The 16,773-nt window shown below is 57.7% G+C and carries 30 protein-coding genes; all 30 read left to right on the top strand.

Annotated features, from left to right (window positions below; translation table 11 throughout):
• The first annotated feature begins 63 nt into the window (after positions 1 to 63).
• The 30 genes from rpsL to rpsD all read left to right on the top strand — a co-directional run bounded on the left by rpsL (position 64) and on the right by rpsD (position 16,709).
• A complete protein-coding gene (gene rpsL / locus HA399_RS16595; RefSeq protein WP_043334880.1) occupies positions 64 to 438 on the top strand; it encodes a 30S ribosomal protein S12 in 375 nt (124 codons plus the stop codon).
• Between the two features lie 101 nt (positions 439 to 539).
• Positions 540 to 1,010: a 30S ribosomal protein S7 gene (gene rpsG / locus HA399_RS16590; protein WP_043334878.1), complete on the top strand. Its 471-nt coding sequence runs from the start codon at positions 540 to 542 to the stop codon at positions 1,008 to 1,010.
• 18 nt (positions 1,011 to 1,028) lie between these two features.
• Positions 1,029 to 3,146 carry an elongation factor G gene (fusA, locus tag HA399_RS16585; protein WP_043334876.1) on the top strand — a complete coding sequence of 706 codons (2,118 nt, stop codon included), beginning with the start codon at positions 1,029 to 1,031 and terminating at the stop codon, positions 3,144 to 3,146.
• A 29-nt stretch (positions 3,147 to 3,175) separates the two neighbouring features.
• Entirely contained in the window at positions 3,176 to 4,369 is a 1,194-nt protein-coding gene (gene tuf, locus HA399_RS16580; protein WP_043334873.1) for an elongation factor Tu, read from the top strand.
• A 147-nt stretch (positions 4,370 to 4,516) separates the two neighbouring features.
• On the top strand, positions 4,517 to 4,828 hold the full coding sequence (rpsJ, locus tag HA399_RS16575; RefSeq protein ID WP_024950650.1) for a 30S ribosomal protein S10: 312 nt from the start codon (positions 4,517 to 4,519) through the stop codon (positions 4,826 to 4,828).
• 146 nt (positions 4,829 to 4,974) lie between these two features.
• Positions 4,975 to 5,613 carry a 50S ribosomal protein L3 gene (gene rplC / locus HA399_RS16570; protein ID WP_024950651.1) on the top strand — a complete coding sequence of 213 codons (639 nt, stop codon included), beginning with the start codon at positions 4,975 to 4,977 and terminating at the stop codon, positions 5,611 to 5,613.
• Between the two features lie 13 nt (positions 5,614 to 5,626).
• The gene (gene rplD, locus HA399_RS16565; protein WP_054556901.1) at positions 5,627 to 6,232 is read left to right on the top strand and encodes a 50S ribosomal protein L4; all 606 of its coding nucleotides are present in this window, start codon (positions 5,627 to 5,629) and stop codon (positions 6,230 to 6,232) included.
• Positions 6,229 to 6,525 carry a 50S ribosomal protein L23 gene (gene rplW, locus HA399_RS16560; protein ID WP_043334865.1) on the top strand — a complete coding sequence of 99 codons (297 nt, stop codon included), beginning with the start codon at positions 6,229 to 6,231 and terminating at the stop codon, positions 6,523 to 6,525. Before rplD ends, rplW begins: the two co-directional genes overlap by 4 nt.
• A gap of 16 nt (positions 6,526 to 6,541) precedes the next feature.
• Positions 6,542 to 7,369 carry a 50S ribosomal protein L2 gene (gene rplB / locus HA399_RS16555; protein WP_043334862.1) on the top strand — a complete coding sequence of 276 codons (828 nt, stop codon included), beginning with the start codon at positions 6,542 to 6,544 and terminating at the stop codon, positions 7,367 to 7,369.
• A gap of 22 nt (positions 7,370 to 7,391) precedes the next feature.
• Positions 7,392 to 7,667 (top strand): 30S ribosomal protein S19, encoded by a 276-nt coding sequence (rpsS, locus tag HA399_RS16550; protein WP_024950655.1) that lies wholly within the window; start codon positions 7,392 to 7,394, stop codon positions 7,665 to 7,667.
• A gap of 19 nt (positions 7,668 to 7,686) precedes the next feature.
• The gene (gene rplV / locus HA399_RS16545) at positions 7,687 to 8,019 is read left to right on the top strand and encodes a 50S ribosomal protein L22 (protein ID WP_043334859.1); all 333 of its coding nucleotides are present in this window, start codon (positions 7,687 to 7,689) and stop codon (positions 8,017 to 8,019) included.
• 10 nt (positions 8,020 to 8,029) lie between these two features.
• Positions 8,030 to 8,722, top strand: coding sequence for a 30S ribosomal protein S3 (gene rpsC / locus HA399_RS16540; protein ID WP_043334856.1), 693 nt, complete (start codon positions 8,030 to 8,032; stop codon positions 8,720 to 8,722).
• A gap of 11 nt (positions 8,723 to 8,733) precedes the next feature.
• Entirely contained in the window at positions 8,734 to 9,147 is a 414-nt protein-coding gene (gene rplP / locus HA399_RS16535; protein WP_043334854.1) for a 50S ribosomal protein L16, read from the top strand.
• The gene (rpmC, locus tag HA399_RS16530; RefSeq protein WP_024950659.1) at positions 9,147 to 9,338 is read left to right on the top strand and encodes a 50S ribosomal protein L29; all 192 of its coding nucleotides are present in this window, start codon (positions 9,147 to 9,149) and stop codon (positions 9,336 to 9,338) included. Before rplP ends, rpmC begins: the two co-directional genes overlap by 1 nt.
• Before the next feature lies 1 nt (position 9,339).
• Positions 9,340 to 9,600, top strand: a complete 261-nt coding sequence (rpsQ, locus tag HA399_RS16525) for a 30S ribosomal protein S17 (RefSeq protein ID WP_043334852.1) — start codon at positions 9,340 to 9,342, stop codon at positions 9,598 to 9,600.
• 50 nt (positions 9,601 to 9,650) lie between these two features.
• The gene (rplN, locus tag HA399_RS16520; RefSeq protein WP_043334850.1) at positions 9,651 to 10,022 is read left to right on the top strand and encodes a 50S ribosomal protein L14; all 372 of its coding nucleotides are present in this window, start codon (positions 9,651 to 9,653) and stop codon (positions 10,020 to 10,022) included.
• A 15-nt stretch (positions 10,023 to 10,037) separates the two neighbouring features.
• Complete coding sequence (gene rplX / locus HA399_RS16515; protein ID WP_043334846.1) at positions 10,038 to 10,355, top strand: 50S ribosomal protein L24; 318 nt, start codon at positions 10,038 to 10,040, stop codon at positions 10,353 to 10,355.
• A 17-nt stretch (positions 10,356 to 10,372) separates the two neighbouring features.
• Entirely contained in the window at positions 10,373 to 10,912 is a 540-nt protein-coding gene (gene rplE, locus HA399_RS16510) for a 50S ribosomal protein L5 (RefSeq protein WP_043334844.1), read from the top strand.
• Between the two features lie 9 nt (positions 10,913 to 10,921).
• Positions 10,922 to 11,227: a 30S ribosomal protein S14 gene (rpsN, locus tag HA399_RS16505; RefSeq protein ID WP_043334842.1), complete on the top strand. Its 306-nt coding sequence runs from the start codon at positions 10,922 to 10,924 to the stop codon at positions 11,225 to 11,227.
• Positions 11,228 to 11,259: 32 nt separating this feature from the next.
• The gene (gene rpsH / locus HA399_RS16500) at positions 11,260 to 11,652 is read left to right on the top strand and encodes a 30S ribosomal protein S8 (protein ID WP_043334840.1); all 393 of its coding nucleotides are present in this window, start codon (positions 11,260 to 11,262) and stop codon (positions 11,650 to 11,652) included.
• A 9-nt stretch (positions 11,653 to 11,661) separates the two neighbouring features.
• Positions 11,662 to 12,192: a 50S ribosomal protein L6 gene (gene rplF / locus HA399_RS16495; protein ID WP_043334838.1), complete on the top strand. Its 531-nt coding sequence runs from the start codon at positions 11,662 to 11,664 to the stop codon at positions 12,190 to 12,192.
• Between the two features lie 9 nt (positions 12,193 to 12,201).
• The gene (gene rplR, locus HA399_RS16490) at positions 12,202 to 12,552 is read left to right on the top strand and encodes a 50S ribosomal protein L18 (RefSeq protein WP_024950667.1); all 351 of its coding nucleotides are present in this window, start codon (positions 12,202 to 12,204) and stop codon (positions 12,550 to 12,552) included.
• Positions 12,553 to 12,563: 11 nt separating this feature from the next.
• A complete protein-coding gene (gene rpsE, locus HA399_RS16485) occupies positions 12,564 to 13,064 on the top strand; it encodes a 30S ribosomal protein S5 (RefSeq protein WP_054556902.1) in 501 nt (166 codons plus the stop codon).
• Positions 13,065 to 13,070: 6 nt separating this feature from the next.
• Entirely contained in the window at positions 13,071 to 13,253 is a 183-nt protein-coding gene (gene rpmD, locus HA399_RS16480; protein WP_024950669.1) for a 50S ribosomal protein L30, read from the top strand.
• A 3-nt stretch (positions 13,254 to 13,256) separates the two neighbouring features.
• Positions 13,257 to 13,691 carry a 50S ribosomal protein L15 gene (gene rplO, locus HA399_RS16475; protein WP_043334834.1) on the top strand — a complete coding sequence of 145 codons (435 nt, stop codon included), beginning with the start codon at positions 13,257 to 13,259 and terminating at the stop codon, positions 13,689 to 13,691.
• Positions 13,692 to 15,026 carry a preprotein translocase subunit SecY gene (secY, locus tag HA399_RS16470; protein WP_043334831.1) on the top strand — a complete coding sequence of 445 codons (1,335 nt, stop codon included), beginning with the start codon at positions 13,692 to 13,694 and terminating at the stop codon, positions 15,024 to 15,026.
• A gap of 34 nt (positions 15,027 to 15,060) precedes the next feature.
• On the top strand, positions 15,061 to 15,174 hold the full coding sequence (rpmJ, locus tag HA399_RS16465) for a 50S ribosomal protein L36 (RefSeq protein WP_077373351.1): 114 nt from the start codon (positions 15,061 to 15,063) through the stop codon (positions 15,172 to 15,174).
• 131 nt (positions 15,175 to 15,305) lie between these two features.
• A complete protein-coding gene (rpsM, locus tag HA399_RS16460; RefSeq protein WP_024950672.1) occupies positions 15,306 to 15,662 on the top strand; it encodes a 30S ribosomal protein S13 in 357 nt (118 codons plus the stop codon).
• A 30-nt stretch (positions 15,663 to 15,692) separates the two neighbouring features.
• On the top strand, positions 15,693 to 16,076 hold the full coding sequence (gene rpsK, locus HA399_RS16455; protein WP_043334827.1) for a 30S ribosomal protein S11: 384 nt from the start codon (positions 15,693 to 15,695) through the stop codon (positions 16,074 to 16,076).
• 12 nt (positions 16,077 to 16,088) lie between these two features.
• Positions 16,089 to 16,709: a 30S ribosomal protein S4 gene (gene rpsD, locus HA399_RS16450; RefSeq protein ID WP_043334824.1), complete on the top strand. Its 621-nt coding sequence runs from the start codon at positions 16,089 to 16,091 to the stop codon at positions 16,707 to 16,709.
• The last annotated feature ends 64 nt before the right edge of the window (positions 16,710 to 16,773 follow it).

Genomic DNA, 16,773 nt, shown 5'->3' with positions numbered 1-16,773 from the left:
ACAGTAGGGCAGGTGCATCCTGCCCTGTTGTTGGAAGGCAGTACAACCCATTGGAGCAAGCAAATGGCAACCGTTAACCAGCTCGTGCGCAAGCCGCGCAAGCGTCAGGCGTCCAAGAGCGACGTCCCTGCGCTGCAGGCATGTCCGCAGAAGCGTGGCGTGTGTACCCGTGTATACACTACTACCCCGAAGAAGCCGAACTCCGCACTCCGTAAGGTTTGCCGTGTTCGCCTGACCAACGGCTTCGAAGTCACTTCATACATCGGCGGTGAAGGTCACAACCTTCAGGAACACTCTGTTGTTCTGATCCGTGGCGGTCGTGTGAAGGATTTGCCGGGTGTCCGTTACCATACCGTTCGTGGTGCACTGGATACCTCTGGCGTGCAGAACCGTAAGCAGGGCCGTTCCAAGTACGGCGCCAAGCGTCCGAAGGCGTAATTCAAAGTTTAATATCGGTCTGATAAGAGTAAGGTCGGGCGTCGCGTCCAACGCGAGGCGTCCCGGGTTTACCTGAAGGACCCTTCTACTGAGGGCTTATCATGCCTAGAAGACGTGTAGCAGCTAAGCGCGAAATCCTGCCGGATCCGAAGTTCGGAAGCGAGCGCCTGGCCAAGTTCATGAACCACCTGATGATCAGCGGCAAGAAGTCTGCAGCTGAGCGCATCGTTTACGGTGCTCTCGATCGTGTTGCCGAACGCTCCAATGACGAGCCGCTGGACCTCTTCGACAAGGCGCTGGAAGCCATCCAGCCGATGGTCGAAGTGAAGTCCCGTCGTGTTGGTGGTGCAACCTACCAGGTGCCGGTTGAAGTTCGTCCTTCCCGTCGTCAGGCACTGGCCATGCGTTGGCTGGTGGACGCTGCGCGCAAGCGCGGCGAAAAGACCATGGTGCAGCGCCTCTCTGGCGAGATCCTGGATGCCGCTGAAGGCAAGGGTTCTGCTGTGAAGAAGCGTGAAGACGTGCACCGCATGGCAGAAGCCAACAAGGCCTTCTCCCACTACCGCTTCTAAACAACGGGGATACTCACCGTGGCACGCAAGACTCCACTTAAGCGTTACCGCAACATCGGTATCTGTGCCCACGTCGACGCCGGTAAGACTACCACTACCGAGCGCGTCCTGTTCTATACCGGCCTGTCTCACAAGGTCGGCGAAGTCCACGATGGTGCTGCCACCATGGACTGGATGGAGCAGGAACAGGAACGTGGCATCACGATCACCTCTGCGGCGACCACCTGCTTCTGGCAGGGCATGAGCAAGCAGTTCGACGAGCACCGTATCAACATCATCGATACTCCGGGGCACGTTGACTTCACTGTTGAAGTCGAGCGTTCACTGCGTGTTCTCGATGGCGCGGTCGTGGTGCTGTGTGGTTCTTCCGGTGTCCAGCCGCAGACAGAGACTGTCTGGCGTCAGGCCAACCGTTACGAAGTTCCGCGCATGATCTTCGTCAACAAGATGGACCGCGCTGGCGCGGACTTCTTCATGGTCGTCGAGCAGGTGCGCAAGCGCCTGGGCGCGAACGCCGTCCCGATCCAGATCAACTGGGGTGCGGAAGACGAGTTCAAGGGCGTCATCGACCTGATCAAGATGAAGGCCATTGTCTGGGACGAAGACAATCACGGCATGAACTACGAGCTGATCGACATTCCGGCCGAGCTGCAAGATACAGCTGCCGAATGGCGTGAACACATGCTCGAGTCTGCTGCTGAAGCGTCCGAAGAGCTGATGGACAAGTACCTTGAAGAAGGCGAGCTGTCCGAGGAAGAAGTCAAGGCTGCGCTGCGTCAGCGTACCCTGGCCAACGAAATCTGCCTCGTGACCTGTGGTTCTGCCTTCAAGAACAAGGGTGTCCAGGCGGTTCTGGATGCGGTCATCGAATACATGCCGTCTCCGCTTGAAGTCAAGGCCATCGAAGGTGAGCTTGACGACAAGGACGGTACCATCGAGACCCGCGAAGCTGACGACAAGGCTCCGTTCGCGGCGCTGGCGTTCAAGATCGCGACCGATCCGTTCGTTGGTACCCTGACCTTCATCCGCGTCTACTCGGGCGTGCTGAAGTCTGGTGATGGCGTCTTCAACTCCGTCAAGAGCAAGAAGGAGCGTGTCGGTCGTATCGTCCAGATGCACTCCAACTCTCGTGAGGAGATCAAGGAAGTCTATGCTGGCGATATCGCCGCATGTATCGGTCTGAAAGACGTGACCACCGGTGACACCCTGTGTGACCCGGATCACAAGATCGTGCTTGAGCGCATGGAATTCCCTGAGCCGGTCATCTCCGTCGCTGTCGAGCCGAAGTCCAAGGCCGACCAGGAAAAGATGGGTGTTGCACTGGGCAAGCTGGCCCAGGAAGATCCGTCCTTCCGCGTCGAGACCGACGAAGAGTCCGGTCAGACCATCATCTCCGGTATGGGTGAGCTTCACCTGGACATCCTCGTCGACCGTATGCGTCGCGAGTTCAATGTCGAGGCGAACATCGGCAAGCCGCAGGTGGCTTACCGTGAGACCATCCGTACCAAGGTCGAGCAGGAAGGCAAGTTCGTTCGTCAGTCCGGCGGTCGTGGTCAGTTCGGTCACGTCTGGCTTCGCATTGAGCCTCTCACTGCAGAGGACAAGGGCGATGACGAAGAAATGACCTTCAAGTTCGAGTCCGAGATCGTCGGTGGTGCGGTTCCGAAGGAATACGTGCCGGCCGTCGAGAAGGGCGCCGCTGAGCAGCTCAAGAATGGTGTCATCGCCGGTTATCCGATGATCGACGTCAAGGTCACGCTGTTCGATGGTTCCTACCACGACGTCGACTCCAACGAGACTGCGTTCAAGGTCGCCTCTTCCATGGCGATCAAGGCCGGTGCCCCGAAAGCGGGTGCAGTGCTGCTTGAGCCGCTCATGAAAGTCGAAGTCGTCACGCCTGAAGATTTCATGGGTGACGTCATGGGCGACCTGAACCGTCGTCGTGGCCTCGTTCAGGGCATGGATGATTCTTCCACTGGCAAGATCATCAATGCACTGGTGCCGCTGGGTGAGATGTTCGGTTATGCGACCGACCTGCGCTCACAGACCCAGGGCCGCGCAAGCTACTCCATGGAGTTTGCGAAATACGACGAAGCACCGAACAGCATCGTCGAAGCCGTCATCAATCAGAAGTAACCGATTAGCTAACGAAAGAGGTTATAGCAGTGGCTAAGGAAAAATTTGAGCGTTCGAAGCCGCACGTCAACGTCGGCACCATTGGTCACGTCGATCACGGCAAGACCACTCTGACTGCGGCTCTGACTCGCGTCTCTGCAGAAGTCTTCGGTGGTGACGCGCGTGCGTTTGACTCCATCGATAACGCCCCGGAAGAGCGTGAGCGTGGTATCACCATCTCCACCGCTCACGTGGAATATCAGTCCGAAGTGCGTCACTACGCGCACGTCGACTGCCCGGGTCACGCCGACTACGTCAAGAACATGATCACCGGTGCTGCCCAGATGGACGGCGCTATCCTGGTCTGTTCCGCTGCTGACGGCCCGATGCCGCAGACTCGCGAGCACATCCTGCTGTCCCGTCAGGTCGGCGTTCCGTTCATCGTTGTCTTCCTGAACAAGGCTGACATGGTCGATGACGAAGAACTGCTCGAGCTGGTCGAGATGGAAGTTCGTGAACTCCTGAGCGAGTACGACTTCCCGGGCGACGACACTCCGATCATCATCGGCTCTGCCCTGATGGCTCTGGAAGGCAAGGACGACAACGGCATGGGTACTACCGCCGTTGCCAACCTGATCAAGGCCCTGGATGCGTACATCCCGGAGCCGGAGCGTGCTATCGACCAGCCGTTCCTGATGCCGATCGAAGACGTCTTCTCCATCTCTGGCCGCGGTACCGTCGTCACTGGCCGTATCGAGCGTGGTCTGGTCAAGACTGGCGAAGAGATCGAGATCATCGGCGTGCGTGACACCACCAAGACTACCGTTACCGGTGTCGAGATGTTCCGCAAGCTGCTGGACGAAGGTCGTGCTGGCGAAAACGTCGGCGCCCTGCTGCGCGGCACCAAGCGTGATGACGTCGAGCGTGGCCAGGTTCTGGCCAAGCCGGGCTCCATCAAGCCGCACACCAAGTTCGAAGCCGAAGTCTACGTCCTGTCCAAGGAAGAAGGCGGTCGTCACACTCCGTTCTTCAAAGGCTATCGTCCGCAGTTCTACTTCCGTACCACTGACATCACTGGTACCTGTGAGCTGCCGGAAGGCGTCGAGATGGTCATGCCGGGCGACAACGTCCAGATGGTCGTGTCTCTGATCGCTCCGATCGCCATGGAAGATGGTCTGCGTTTCGCTATCCGTGAAGGCGGTCGTACCGTCGGCGCTGGCGTCGTGGCCAAAATCGTCGAGTAAGGTTCTCCTTACCTGACACAGAAGGGGGCCCTGATGGGCCCCCTTTTCTCGCATGTTTGACACCTGATGTCAGTCTGCCTATAATGCGCATCCTTTGAATGCGTGGGTGACGGCCTACGCCGTCGACATCCATTGGAGTTTTGGGCAATGCAAAACCAGAAGATTCGCATCCGGTTGAAAGCATTCGACCACCGTCTGATCGACCAGTCCTCTGCAGAGATCGTTGAAACTGCAAAGCGTACCGGTGCTCAGGTTCGTGGCCCGATCCCGCTGCCGACCCGTCGCGAGCGTTACACCATCCTGGTCTCTCCGCACGTCAACAAGGACGCGCGTGACCAGTATGAGATTCGTACCCACAAGCGCGTTCTCGACATCGTCGAGCCGACAGAGAAGACTGTCGACGCGCTGATGAAGCTTGACCTGGCTGCCGGTGTGGACGTCCAGATCAAGGTTGACTGATACCTCACTAGTCACTGCGGCCCAGCGCTCTCACTGATAGAGCAGCAGCCGCCACGCCGGGATGGCGTCATACAATGTGCTAGTGGAATGCTCTGGAAAGGGCAGCCATAGCGGGTGACAGCCCCGTACACTAAAGGAGACTGAACATGTCTATCGGTTTAGTCGGTAAGAAGGCCGGGATGACCCGTGTCTTCACCGAAGCTGGCGCCTCTGTGCCGGTTACCGTGATTGAAGTTGAGCCGAACCGCATCGTGACCATCAAGTCTCTCGAGACTGACGGCTACAATGCTATTCAGGTGACAACTGGCTCTCGTAAAGCCAAGCACCTCACCAAGGCAACTGCTGGTCAGTATGCCAAGGCGGGTGTTGAGGCTGGCCGTACCCTGATGGAATTCCGCCTGAACGAAGGCGACGAAGCTCCTGCAGTGGGCGGCGAACTCACCGTATCCCTCTTTGAAGCTGGTCAAAAGATTGACGTGACCGGCACCTCCAAGGGTAAAGGTTTCCAGGGCGCAGTTAAGCGCTGGAACTTCCGCACCCAAGACGCTACCCACGGTAACTCACTGTCGCACCGCGCGCCGGGTTCCATCGGTAACTGTCAGACCCCGGGCCGCGTCTTCAAAGGTAAGAAGATGGCTGGCCAGATGGGCAACGTCCGTTCCACCGTCCAGAGCCTGGAAGTGGTCCGCGTCGACGCTGAACGCAATCTTCTGCTGGTCAAGGGTGCCGTTCCAGGTGCTCCGGGCGGCGAAGTGATCGTGCGTTCCGCTGTGAAAGCTCGCTGAGGGGAATTAACCGATGAATCTTAATCTTGCAGGTGCAGGCGGCGCAGTAGACGTCTCCGATGCCACCTTTGGTAAGGACTTCAACGAGGCTCTGGTTCACCAGGTCGTCACCGCCTATCTGGCTGGTGCACGTCAAGGTACCGTGGCTCAGAAGACCCGTTCTGACGTGTCCGGCGGTGGCAAGAAGCCGTGGCGTCAGAAAGGTACTGGTCGTGCACGTGCCGGTACCATCCGTTCCCCGCTGTGGCGTTCTGGCGGTGTGACCTTTGCAGCGCGTCCTCAGGACCACTCGCACAAGGTCAACCGCAAGATGTATCGCGCTGCCATGCGTTCCATCCTGTCCGAGCTGGTTCGTCAGGATCGCCTGGTCGCGGTCGACGCTATCAGCGTCGAAGCTCCGAAGACCAAGCTGCTGATCGCCAAGCTCCAGGAACTGGGCCTTGAGAAAGCGCTGATCGTCACTGAAGAGCAGGACGTCAACCTGTACCTGGCCGCGCGCAACATCCCGTATGTTGACGTCGTCAATGTCGCTGGCGCTGACCCGGTCAGCCTCGTCGGTTACGACAAGGTGCTGATGACTGTCGCTGCCCTGCGCAAGTTCGAGGAGAACCTGGGATGAATCAGGAACGCGTATTCAAGGTCCTGCTTGGTCCTCACATGACCGAGAAGGCCGCGGTCGCTGCCGAGAACAACCAGTACGTGTTCAAGGTTGCCAGCGACGCGACAAAGCCCGAAATCAAGAAAGCCGTCGAAGCGCTGTTTGGTAAGAAAGTCGATCGTGTTCAGGTTCTGAACATGAAAGGCAAGACCAAGCGCACCGCTCGCGGTGTTGGTCGTCGCGCTGGTTATCGCAAGGCCTATGTAACTCTGGCCGCCGGCGAGACCATCGAAGACTTCTCTGGCGCCGAGTAAGGCAGGAGTACGGAACATGGCAATTGTTAAGACAAAACCTACCTCCGCCGGTCGCCGCCACCTGGTAAAGGTCGTCAATGACGAACTTTTCAAAGGTCGCGCGTACGCTCCGCTGCTTGAAAAGCAGTCAAAGTCCGGTGGTCGTAACAATAATGGTCGCATCACTACTCGCCACATCGGCGGTGGTCATCGTCACCATTACCGTCTGGTCGATTTCAAGCGCAACAAGGATGGCATTCCGGCCATCGTTGAGCGTCTGGAGTACGATCCGAACCGTAGCGCGAACATCGCGCTGGTGAAGTACCTTGACGGCGAACGTCGCTACATCATTGCACCGAAAGGTGTCTCTGCTGGCGATCGTCTCGAGTCTGGTGTTAACGCACCGATCAAGAAAGGCAACGCTCTGCCGCTGCGCAATGTCCCGGTGGGTTCCACCGTTCACTGTGTAGAGCTGAAGCCAGGCAAGGGCGCCCAGATCGCTCGTAGTGCAGGTACCAGTGCCCAGGTCGTGGCACGTGACGGTAACTACACCACGCTGCGTCTGCGCTCTGGCGAGATGCGTAAGGTGCTGTCCGAATGCCGTGCAACTCTCGGCGAAGTGGGCAACTCCGAGCACAGCCTCCGTCAACTGGGCAAGGCCGGTGCTAAGCGTTGGAGAGGCGTGCGCCCGACTGTTCGCGGTGTCGCGATGAACCCGGTCGATCACCCGCATGGTGGTGGTGAAGGTCGTACCTCTGGTGGCCGTCACCCGGTCAGCCCGTGGGGCGTCCCGACCAAGGGTCACAAGACTCGCAAGAACAAGCGCACCGATAAGCTTATCGTCCGTCGCCGCAAGGCCAAGTAACAGATATTGAGGGGTAACGGCTGTGCCACGTTCACTGAAGAAAGGTCCTTTTATTGACCTTCATCTGCTGAAGAAGGTTGAGACAGCAGTGGAAAAGAACGACCGCAAACCGATCAAGACCTGGTCGCGTCGTTCCATGATCCTGCCGAACATGGTCGGGCTCACCATTGCCGTCCATAACGGTCGCCAGCATGTCCCGGTTCTCGTTTCTGAGGAAATGGTCGGTCACAAGCTCGGCGAGTTTGCTGCCACCCGCACATACCGCGGGCACGCTGCAGATAAAAAAGCCAAACGGTAAGCCAGAGAGGATTTAAGAGATGGAAGTAGCTGCTAAGCTGCGCGGCGCTCGTTTATCCGCCCAGAAGGCCCGTTTGGTGGCTGACCAGGTGCGCGGTAAGCCGGTCGCCGAGGCGCTGAATCTGCTCGCTTTCTCACCGAAGAAGGCCGCGAAGATTGTTCGCAAGGTTCTGCAGTCCGCGATCGCGAATGCGGAAGAAAACAACGGCATGGACATTGACGAGCTTCGCGTCTCGACTATCTGTGTCGACGAGGGCATGACGCTCAAGCGCATCCAGCCACGTGCCAAAGGCCGTGCGGATCGTATCTTGAAGCGCACTTGTCATATCACCGTCAAGGTAGCCGAGAAGTAGGAGACGACCAATGGGTCAGAAAGTTAATCCGACAGGTTTCCGACTGGGTATTGTCAAGGATCATACCTCTGTCTGGTACGCCGAAGGCGCTACCTATGCCGACAAACTGAACAACGATCTGCAGGTGCGTGGATTCCTGGAAGAGCGTCTGAAAAGCGCTTCCGTGAGCCGCATCAGCATCGAGCGTCCGGCAAACAACGCCCGTATTACCATTCACACCGCCCGCCCGGGTATCGTGATCGGTAAGAAAGGTGAAGATGTCGACCGCCTTCGTCGTGAAGTTTCCGAGATGATGGGCGTTCCCGTCCACATCAACATCGAGGAGATTCGCAAGCCGGAACTCGATGCCAAGCTGGTTGCTGCCAATGTGGCAGGTCAGCTCGAGCGTCGTGTCATGTTCCGTCGTGCGATGAAGCGTGCTGTGCAGAACGCAATGCGTCTGGGCGCCAAGGGCATCAAGATTCAGCTCTCTGGTCGTCTCGGCGGTGCCGAAATCGCCCGTACCGAATGGTACCGCGAAGGCCGCGTTCCGCTTCACACCCTGCGTGCTGACATTGATTACTCCACCTTCGAAGCTCACACCACCTACGGCATCATTGGTGTCAAGGTCTGGATCTTCAAAGGCGAGATCCTCGGTGGCATCGAAGAGGTGCGAGCCAAGGCGAAGCAGCCCGCGTCCGCACCCAAGAAGAAAGGCAAGTAAGGGGGTAATCGATGTTACAGCCCAAGCGTATGAAATTCCGCAAGATGCAGAAAGGTCGCAACCGTGGCCTGGCGCATCGCGGAAGCAAGGTAAGCTTTGGTGAGTTTGGCCTGAAAGCCACCGGCCGTGGTCGTATCACCGCTCGTCAGATCGAAGCTGGCCGTCGTGCCATCACTCGTCACGTCAAGCGTGGCGGTAAGATCTGGATCCGTGTCTTCCCAGACAAGCCGATCTCCAACAAGCCGTTGGAAGTTCGTATGGGTAAAGGTAAGGGTTCTGTCGAGTACTGGGTCGCTCAGATCCAGCCCGGCAAGGTCCTCTACGAGATCGAAGGTGTATCCGAAGAGCTGGCCCGTGAAGCATTTAGCCTGGCCGCTATGAAGATGCCGATCTCCACCACCTTTGTTAAGCGGACGGTGATGTGATGAAAGCCCAAGAACTCCGTGAAAAGTCAGTCGAGGCGCTCCAGGAGCAGTTGTTCGAACTGCTGCGCGAGCAATTCAATCTGCGCATGCAGAAGGCAACAGGCCAGCTGAGCCAGGTTCACCTGCTCAAGCAGACTCGTCGCCAAATTGCTCAGGTTAAGACTGTGCTCAACCAGAAGTCAGGTGAGTAAAATGGCCGAAGAAACTAAAGCACGCACACTCACCGGCAAGGTGGTGAGTGACAAGATGGAAAAATCCATCGTTGTCATGGTCGAGCGCCGTGAGCGTCACCCGATCTATGGCAAGTACCTGAGACGCTCCACCAAGCTGCACGCCCATGATGAGGCGAATCAGGCTCGGATCGGTGACACCGTCTCTATCGCCGAGACTCGTCCGCTGTCCAAGAAGAAAGCCTGGACCCTGGTCGAGGTGGTTGAACAGGCCAAGGGTTAATCCCTAGGCCAGTTCCCACCAGGCAGTCAGATTAGGTTTGGAGAAAACCGATGATTCAGACTCAGACAATGCTGGATGTCGCCGACAACAGTGGCGCGCGCCGGGTGCAATGCATCAAGGTGCTGGGTGGTTCACACCGCCGTTACGCTCGTGTTGGAGACATCATCAAGGTCACCGTCAAAGAAGCTATCCCGCGTGGCAAGGTCAAGAAAGGCCAGGTCATGAAGGCAGTGGTCGTTCGTACCAAAGCCGGTGTCCGTCGTAATGACGGTTCCGTGATCCGCTTCGACGGTAATGCGGCCGTTCTGTTGAACAACACCAACGAACAGCCGATCGGTACCCGTATCTTCGGCCCGGTTACCCGTGAACTTCGCAGTGAGAAGTTCATGAAGATCATTTCCCTGGCGCCCGAAGTGCTGTAAGGAGCGGAAGCGGATATGCAAAAGATCAAACGTGACGATGAAGTCATCGTCATCGCCGGGAAGGACAAGGGCAAGCGCGGTACCATCAGCAAGGTGCTGAAAGGTGAGCGTCTGCTCGTGTCCGGTGTGAATATGATCAAGCGTCACACCAAGCCCAACCCGATGCTGGGCACCCAGGGGGGTATCGTCGAGCGCGAGGCTCCGATTCACGCGTCCAACGTGGCCATCTTCAACCAGGAGACCGGCAAGGCGGATCGTGTCGGAATCCAGGTACAGGAAGACGGTACTAAGGTACGCATCTTTAAGTCGACTCAGAAGCTGATCGACGCCTAACGCGAGTCGGGTACAACATGGCGAACTTGAAAGAACGTTATCAGAACGAAGTGGCCGCCCAGCTTAAAGAGCAGTTCGGCTACGCCAATGTGATGCAGGTTCCCCGCATCACCAAGGTGACCCTGAACATGGGTATCGGTGAAGCCACCGCTGACAAGAAGCTGATCGACAACGCGTTTGCCGATCTCCAGATGCTTTCTGGTCAGAAGCCCATCGTCACCAAGGCACGCAAGTCCATCGCTGGCTTCAAAGTCCGCGAAGGATGGCCGATCGGTGTTAAGGTGACCCTGCGCAGCGATCGTATGTGGGACTTCCTGGACCGTCTCGTGAACGTGGCTATCCCGCGCGTTCGTGACTTCCGTGGTCTGAACCCGAAGTCCTTCGATGGCCGTGGAAACTACTCCATGGGTGTGCGTGAGCAGATCATCTTCCCGGAGATCGAGTATGATAAGATCGACCGGATTCGTGGCCTGGACATCACCATCACCACTAGCGCCAACACCGATGATGAAGGTCGTGCGTTGCTGGGCGCGCTGAACTTCCCGTTCAAGAAATAAGGGTGGATCATGGCAAAGAAAAGCATGGTTGAGCGCGAGCTCAAGCGCACCAAGCTGGTCGCTAAGTACGCCGCCAAACGCGACGCACTGAAGACCATCATCAACGACGTCAACGCTTCTGAAGAAGAGCGCTTCGACGCACAGCTGAAGCTGCAGCAGCTGCCGCGTGATGCCAGCCCGGTCCGTCAGCGTAACCGCTGCCGTATCACTGGCCGTCCGCACGGCTACTACAACAAGTTCGGCCTGAGCCGCAACAAGCTGCGTGAAGCCGCTATGCGTGGTGACGTGCCTGGTCTGACCAAGTCCAGCTGGTAACACCACTGCAAGAATTCAGGAGCGCAACGTAAATGAGCATGCAAGACACTCTGGCGGATATGTTCACTCGTATCCGCAATGCGCAGATGGCCACCAAGGAGACGGTTACCATGCCGTCTTCCAAGCTCAAGGTTGAAGTGGCCCGCGTATTGAAGGAAGAGGGTTATATTTCCGAGTTTGCCGTCGCAGAAGGCGCCAAGCCGGAACTGACCGTGACCCTCAAGTACTTCGAAGGCAAGTCGGTTATCGAGAGCATCAAGCGTATTTCCAAGCCGTCCCTGCGCCAGTACAAAGGCAAGGGTGAGCTTCCGAAAGTCGCAGATGGCCTGGGTATTGCGATCGTTTCCACCTCCCGGGGCGTGATGACCGATCGTGCGGCCCGTCAAGCTGGTGTCGGCGGCGAAGTCCTCTGCACCGTATTCTAGGAGTTTGGAATGTCCCGCGTAGCCAAGTATCCGGTTAAATTGCCGAACGGCGTCGAGGCAAAGCTCGACGGCGACAAGCTGACCGTGAAGGGCAGCAAAGGCCAGCTGGAACTGACCGTCCACCAGGACGTGGTCATCTCTATGGAAGAAGGTCAAATGACCTTCGCTCCGTCCGAGACCGCCAAGAACTGGGCAATGGTTGGTACCACTCGTGCTCTGGTCAACAACATGGTGTCTGGTGTTTCCGTAGGCTTCACAAAGTCTCTGGAAATCAATGGTGTGGGTTATCGTGCCCAGGCCAAAGGCCAGACAATCAACCTGACACTGGGCTTCTCACACCCGGTCGACTATGAACTGCCGGCAAGTGTTACGGCTGAAACGCCGAAGAACACTCAGATCGTCCTCACGTCTGCTGACAAGCAGGCTTTGGGTCAGGTCGCCGCAGAGATTCGCGCATTCCGTCCGCCGGAGCCCTACAAGGGCAAAGGTATTCGGTACAGCGACGAAGTCGTCCGTCGTAAAGAAGCCAAGAAGAAGTAAGGCAGGGTTATGAACGCGAAGAAAGAATCTCGTCTCCGTCGTGCCCGCCGCGCTCGTGCGAAAATCCGCGAGCTGGGCGTGTTTCGCCTGTGCGTGAACCGCACCCCGCGTCACATCTACGCGCAGATCATCTCGCCGGATGGCGGCCAGGTCCTGGCCACCGCATCCACGCTCGACAAGAGCCTGCGCGAAGGTTCTACCGGTAACTCGGACTCCGCCGCCAAGGTGGGTGCTCTGATTGCCGAGCGCGCGAAGGAAGCGGGTATCAAGCAAGTGGCTTTCGATCGCTCCGGGTACAAGTACCACGGTCGCGTGAAGGCCCTGGCCGATGCCGCACGTGAAGGCGGCCTGGAATTCTAAAGGGTTTTACGATGGCGAATATCGAACAGAAGGGCGGTGACCTGCAAGAGAAGCTCGTGCAGATCAACCGCGTCGCCAAGGTAGTCAAGGGCGGCCGTATCTTCGGTTTCACCGCTCTGACTGTCGTTGGTGACGGCAATGGTCGTGTTGGCTTCGGCCGTGGCAAGGCACGTGAAGTGCCGGTCGCGATCCAGAAGGCAATGGACCAAGCTCGTCGCAACATGATCAAGGTTGACCTGAAGGGCCACACCCTGCAGTACCCGGTGAAGGCTCGTCACGGCGCATCCAAGATCTACATGCAGCCAGCGTCCGAAGGTACCGGCATCATTGCCGGCGGTGCGATGCGTTCCGTGCTCGAACTGGCAGGCGTCCATGACGTCCTGGCCAAGTGCTACGGTTCCACCAATCCGGTCAACGTGGTGCGCGCGACCATCAACGGTCTCGCTGCCATGAAATCTCCGGAAGACATCGCCGCCAAGCGTGGCCTGTCTGTCGACAAGATTGCGGGGTAAGGCACCATGGCAGCTAAGATCACGGTAACCCAGATCCGCAGCACCATCGGCGTCCTCGAAAAGCACAAGGCCACTATGAAAGGTCTTGGCCTGCGCCGCATCGGTCACACTGTCGAGCTGGAAGACACCCCCGCGGTACGCGGCATGATCAACAAGGTTCACTACCTTGTCCGTGTTGAGGGAGAGTAATCCATGAAATTGAATACCCTGAGTCCGGCCCCGGGCTCCAAGCACGCTGCAAAGCGTGTCGGTCGTGGTATCGGCTCCGGTCTTGGTAAGACCGGCGGTCGTGGCCACAAGGGCCAGAAGTCCCGTTCCGGTGGCAGCGTCAAGCCGGGCTTCGAAGGCGGTCAGATGCCTATGCAGCGTCGCCTGCCGAAGTTTGGTTTCACTTCCGCGAAGTCTCTGATTTCCGAAGAAGTGCGCCTGAGCGAACTGGCACTGGTAGACGGCGAGATCGTCGACCTCGAAACGCTGAAGAAGGCCAACGTGCTTCGTGATTCCACGAAGTTCGCGAAGGTCATGCTCTCCGGCGAACTGGACAAGGCAGTCACGGTTCGCGGCATTAAGGTCACCAAAGGTGCCCGTGCTGCGATCGAAGCTGCCGGTGGCAAGGTAGAGGACTAAATGGCTAAGTCAGGAAACGTACCGGCGATGCAGGGAAGTGGGTTGAGCGAACTCTGGGCGCGTTTGCGCTTCGTGTTCATCGCCATCGTGGTGTACCGAATCGGTGCACACATCCCCGTTCCCGGTATCAATCCTGACCAGCTTGCTGCCTTGTTCAGGGAAAACCAGGGCACCATCCTGAGCATGTTCAACATGTTCTCCGGTGGTGCACTGGAGCGAATGAGTATCTTCGCGCTGGGCATCATGCCCTACATATCCGCGTCGATCATCATGCAGCTCCTGACGGTGGTCTCGCCTCAGCTTGAGCAGTTGAAAAAGGAAGGCGAGGCCGGCCGTCGCAAGATCAGCCAGTACACGCGCTACGGCACGGTAGTACTGGCCCTGGTCCAATCGATCGGCATGGCAGTCGGACTGGTCGGAAACGGTGTCGCCTATTCCGCTGACTTCAGCTTCTACTTCACCGCCGTGAGTACGTTCGTGGCTGGTGCAGTGTTCCTGATGTGGCTGGGAGAGCAGATCACCGAGAAGGGTATCGGCAACGGGATCTCACTGATCATCTTTGCTGGTATTGTCGCCGGGCTGCCGAGTGCCATCGGCCAGTCTTTCGAACTGGCGCGCAATGATGGTGCCTGGAATGTGCTTCCGCTGCTGGCGCTGACGCTGCTCGCAGTCATTACCGTTGCCTTCGTGGTGTTCATCGAACGCGGCCAACGCCGCATCACGGTGAACTATCCGCGCCGTCAGGTTGGCAACAAGATGTATGCAGGTCAGAGCAGCTACTTGCCGATGAAGGTCAACATGGCCGGGGTCATCCCGCCGATCTTCGCGTCAAGCATCCTGCTGTTCCCTGCGTCGATGGGTCAATGGTTTGGCCAGAGTGAAAGCATGCAATGGTTGCAGACGGCATCTCAGGCTCTCGGGCCGGGTCAGCCACTGTATATCTTGCTTTTCGCTGCCGCTGTAGTATTCTTCTGCTTCTTCTACACGGCGCTGGTCTTCAATCCGAAGGATGTTGCTGACAACCTCAAGAAGTCAGGAGCGTTTCTGCCGGGTATTCGCCCAGGCGAACAGACCGCCCGTTACATCGATAAGGTGATGACTCGCCTGACGCTGTTCGGCGCCCTCTACATCACCCTAGTCTCCCTGATGCCTCAATTCCTCGTTGTTGCATGGCAGGTTCCGTTCTATTTCGGCGGCACCTCTCTGCTCATCGTGGTCGTGGTGGTCATGGACTTCATGGCCCAGGTGCAGTCGCATCTGATGTCAAATCAGTATGCGTCGGTGATGAAGAAGGCCAACCTCAAAGGCTATGGCAGCGGTGGCATGATGCGCTGATTGCGCAGCCCCTGTTAGCAAACTGGAGAGAACGATGAAAGTTCGAGCTTCCGTCAAGAAAATTTGCCGTAACTGCAAGATCATTCGGCGTCGTGGCGCAGTGCGGGTCATCTGCACTGAGCCCCGCCACAAGCAGCGTCAGGGTTAATTCCCTCGACCCGCTTAGCTGAATACAAGCTCGGGTGCTGGCATACCCCCTTGTTCCCAATGGGATCAAGGGGTATGCTATTGCGCCCTTTGTGGATGTAAAATCCGCCGCTAACCTTTCGGAGAAAACTGATGGCCCGTATTGCTGGCGTCAATATCCCGGACAACAAGCACGCGGCGATCTCGCTGACTTATATCTTCGGGATTGGCCGTACGCGTGCACAGCAGATCTGCGCCGCTCTCGGTTTAGAACCGAGCGTCAAGATCGCTGATCTGTCTGTTGAACAACTGGACCTGGTTCGTGCCGAGGTGGGTAAGTACACCGTCGAAGGCGACCTGCGTCGTGAGATCACGCTGAACATCAAGCGTCTCATGGACCTCGGTTGCTATCGTGGCCTGCGCCATCGTCGTGGTCTTCCGTTGCGCGGTCAGCGCACCAAGACCAACGCACGTACACGCAAAGGTCCGCGTAAACCGATTCGCAAGTAAACGAACTGGCGTTTAGACAGGAAACATCTAATGGCTAACCCGAGTAAGCGCAAGAAGGTTAAAAAGCAGGTAGTGGATGCCATCGCGCATATCCACGCCTCTTTTAACAACACTATCGTGACGATCACAGACCGCCAGGGCAATGCTCTTTCCTGGGCAACTGCCGGTGGTTCGGGTTTTCGTGGTTCTCGCAAGAGCACCCCGTTCGCTGCGCAAGTCGCAAGTGAACGTGCAGCGACCGCTGCAGCCGAATATGGTGTGAAGAACGTCGACGTGCTGGTCAAGGGCCCGGGTCCGGGTCGTGAGTCCGCCGTGCGTGCTCTCAATGCCGCAGGCTTCCGCGTGCAAAGCATCACCGACGTGACCCCCATCCCGCATAATGGGTGCCGTCCGCCGAAGAAACGCCGCGTTTAAGGAGACAGACTCATGGCTCGTTATATTGGACCGAAGTGCAAACTGTCTCGTCGTGAAGGCACCGACCTCTTCCTGAAGAGTGGCGTGACTCCGTTCGAGAAGAAGTGCAAATCCGAACAACCCCCGGGTGTTCATGGCCAGCGCCGTCAGCGTCTTTCAGACTACGGCCTGCAGCTGCGTGAAAAGCAGAAGGTACGTCGCATGTACGGCGTGCTGGAAAAGCAATTCCGCAACTACTACAAAGAAGCCGCTCGCCTCAAGGGTGCGACCGGTGAGGTTCTGCTCCAGCTCCTCGAGACTCGTCTCGACAACGTCGTCTACCGCATGGGCTTCGGCTCCACGCGTTCCGAGGCACGTCAGCTGGTCAGCCACAAGGCGATCGCCGTGAACGGCCGTACCGTCAACGTTGCTTCCTTCAAAGTGAAGGCTGGCGATGTGGTCACCGTTCGTGAGAAGGCCAAGAACCAGGCTCGCATCCAGCAGTCTCTGGCACTCGCTGCCAACCGCGGTGATGTCTCCTGGGTCGACGTCGACTCCAAGAAGATGGAAGGCACTTTCAAGGCTGTCCCCGAGCGTGGCGACCTGTCTGCCGATATCAACGAAAACCTGATCGTCGAGCTGTACTCCAAGTAATGTAACGCCGGGCCGATTCGTCGGCCCGGCTGGAGTACCCAGATTATCCGTTTGGCAGCCTTAA

Source organism: Cobetia sp. UIB-001, assembly GCF_044789135.1.
Taxonomy (GTDB): domain Bacteria; phylum Pseudomonadota; class Gammaproteobacteria; order Pseudomonadales; family Halomonadaceae; genus Cobetia; species Cobetia amphilecti.
The sequence above is the reverse complement of the archived record's forward strand: the minus strand, read 5'-3'. Positions and strand labels throughout refer to the sequence as shown.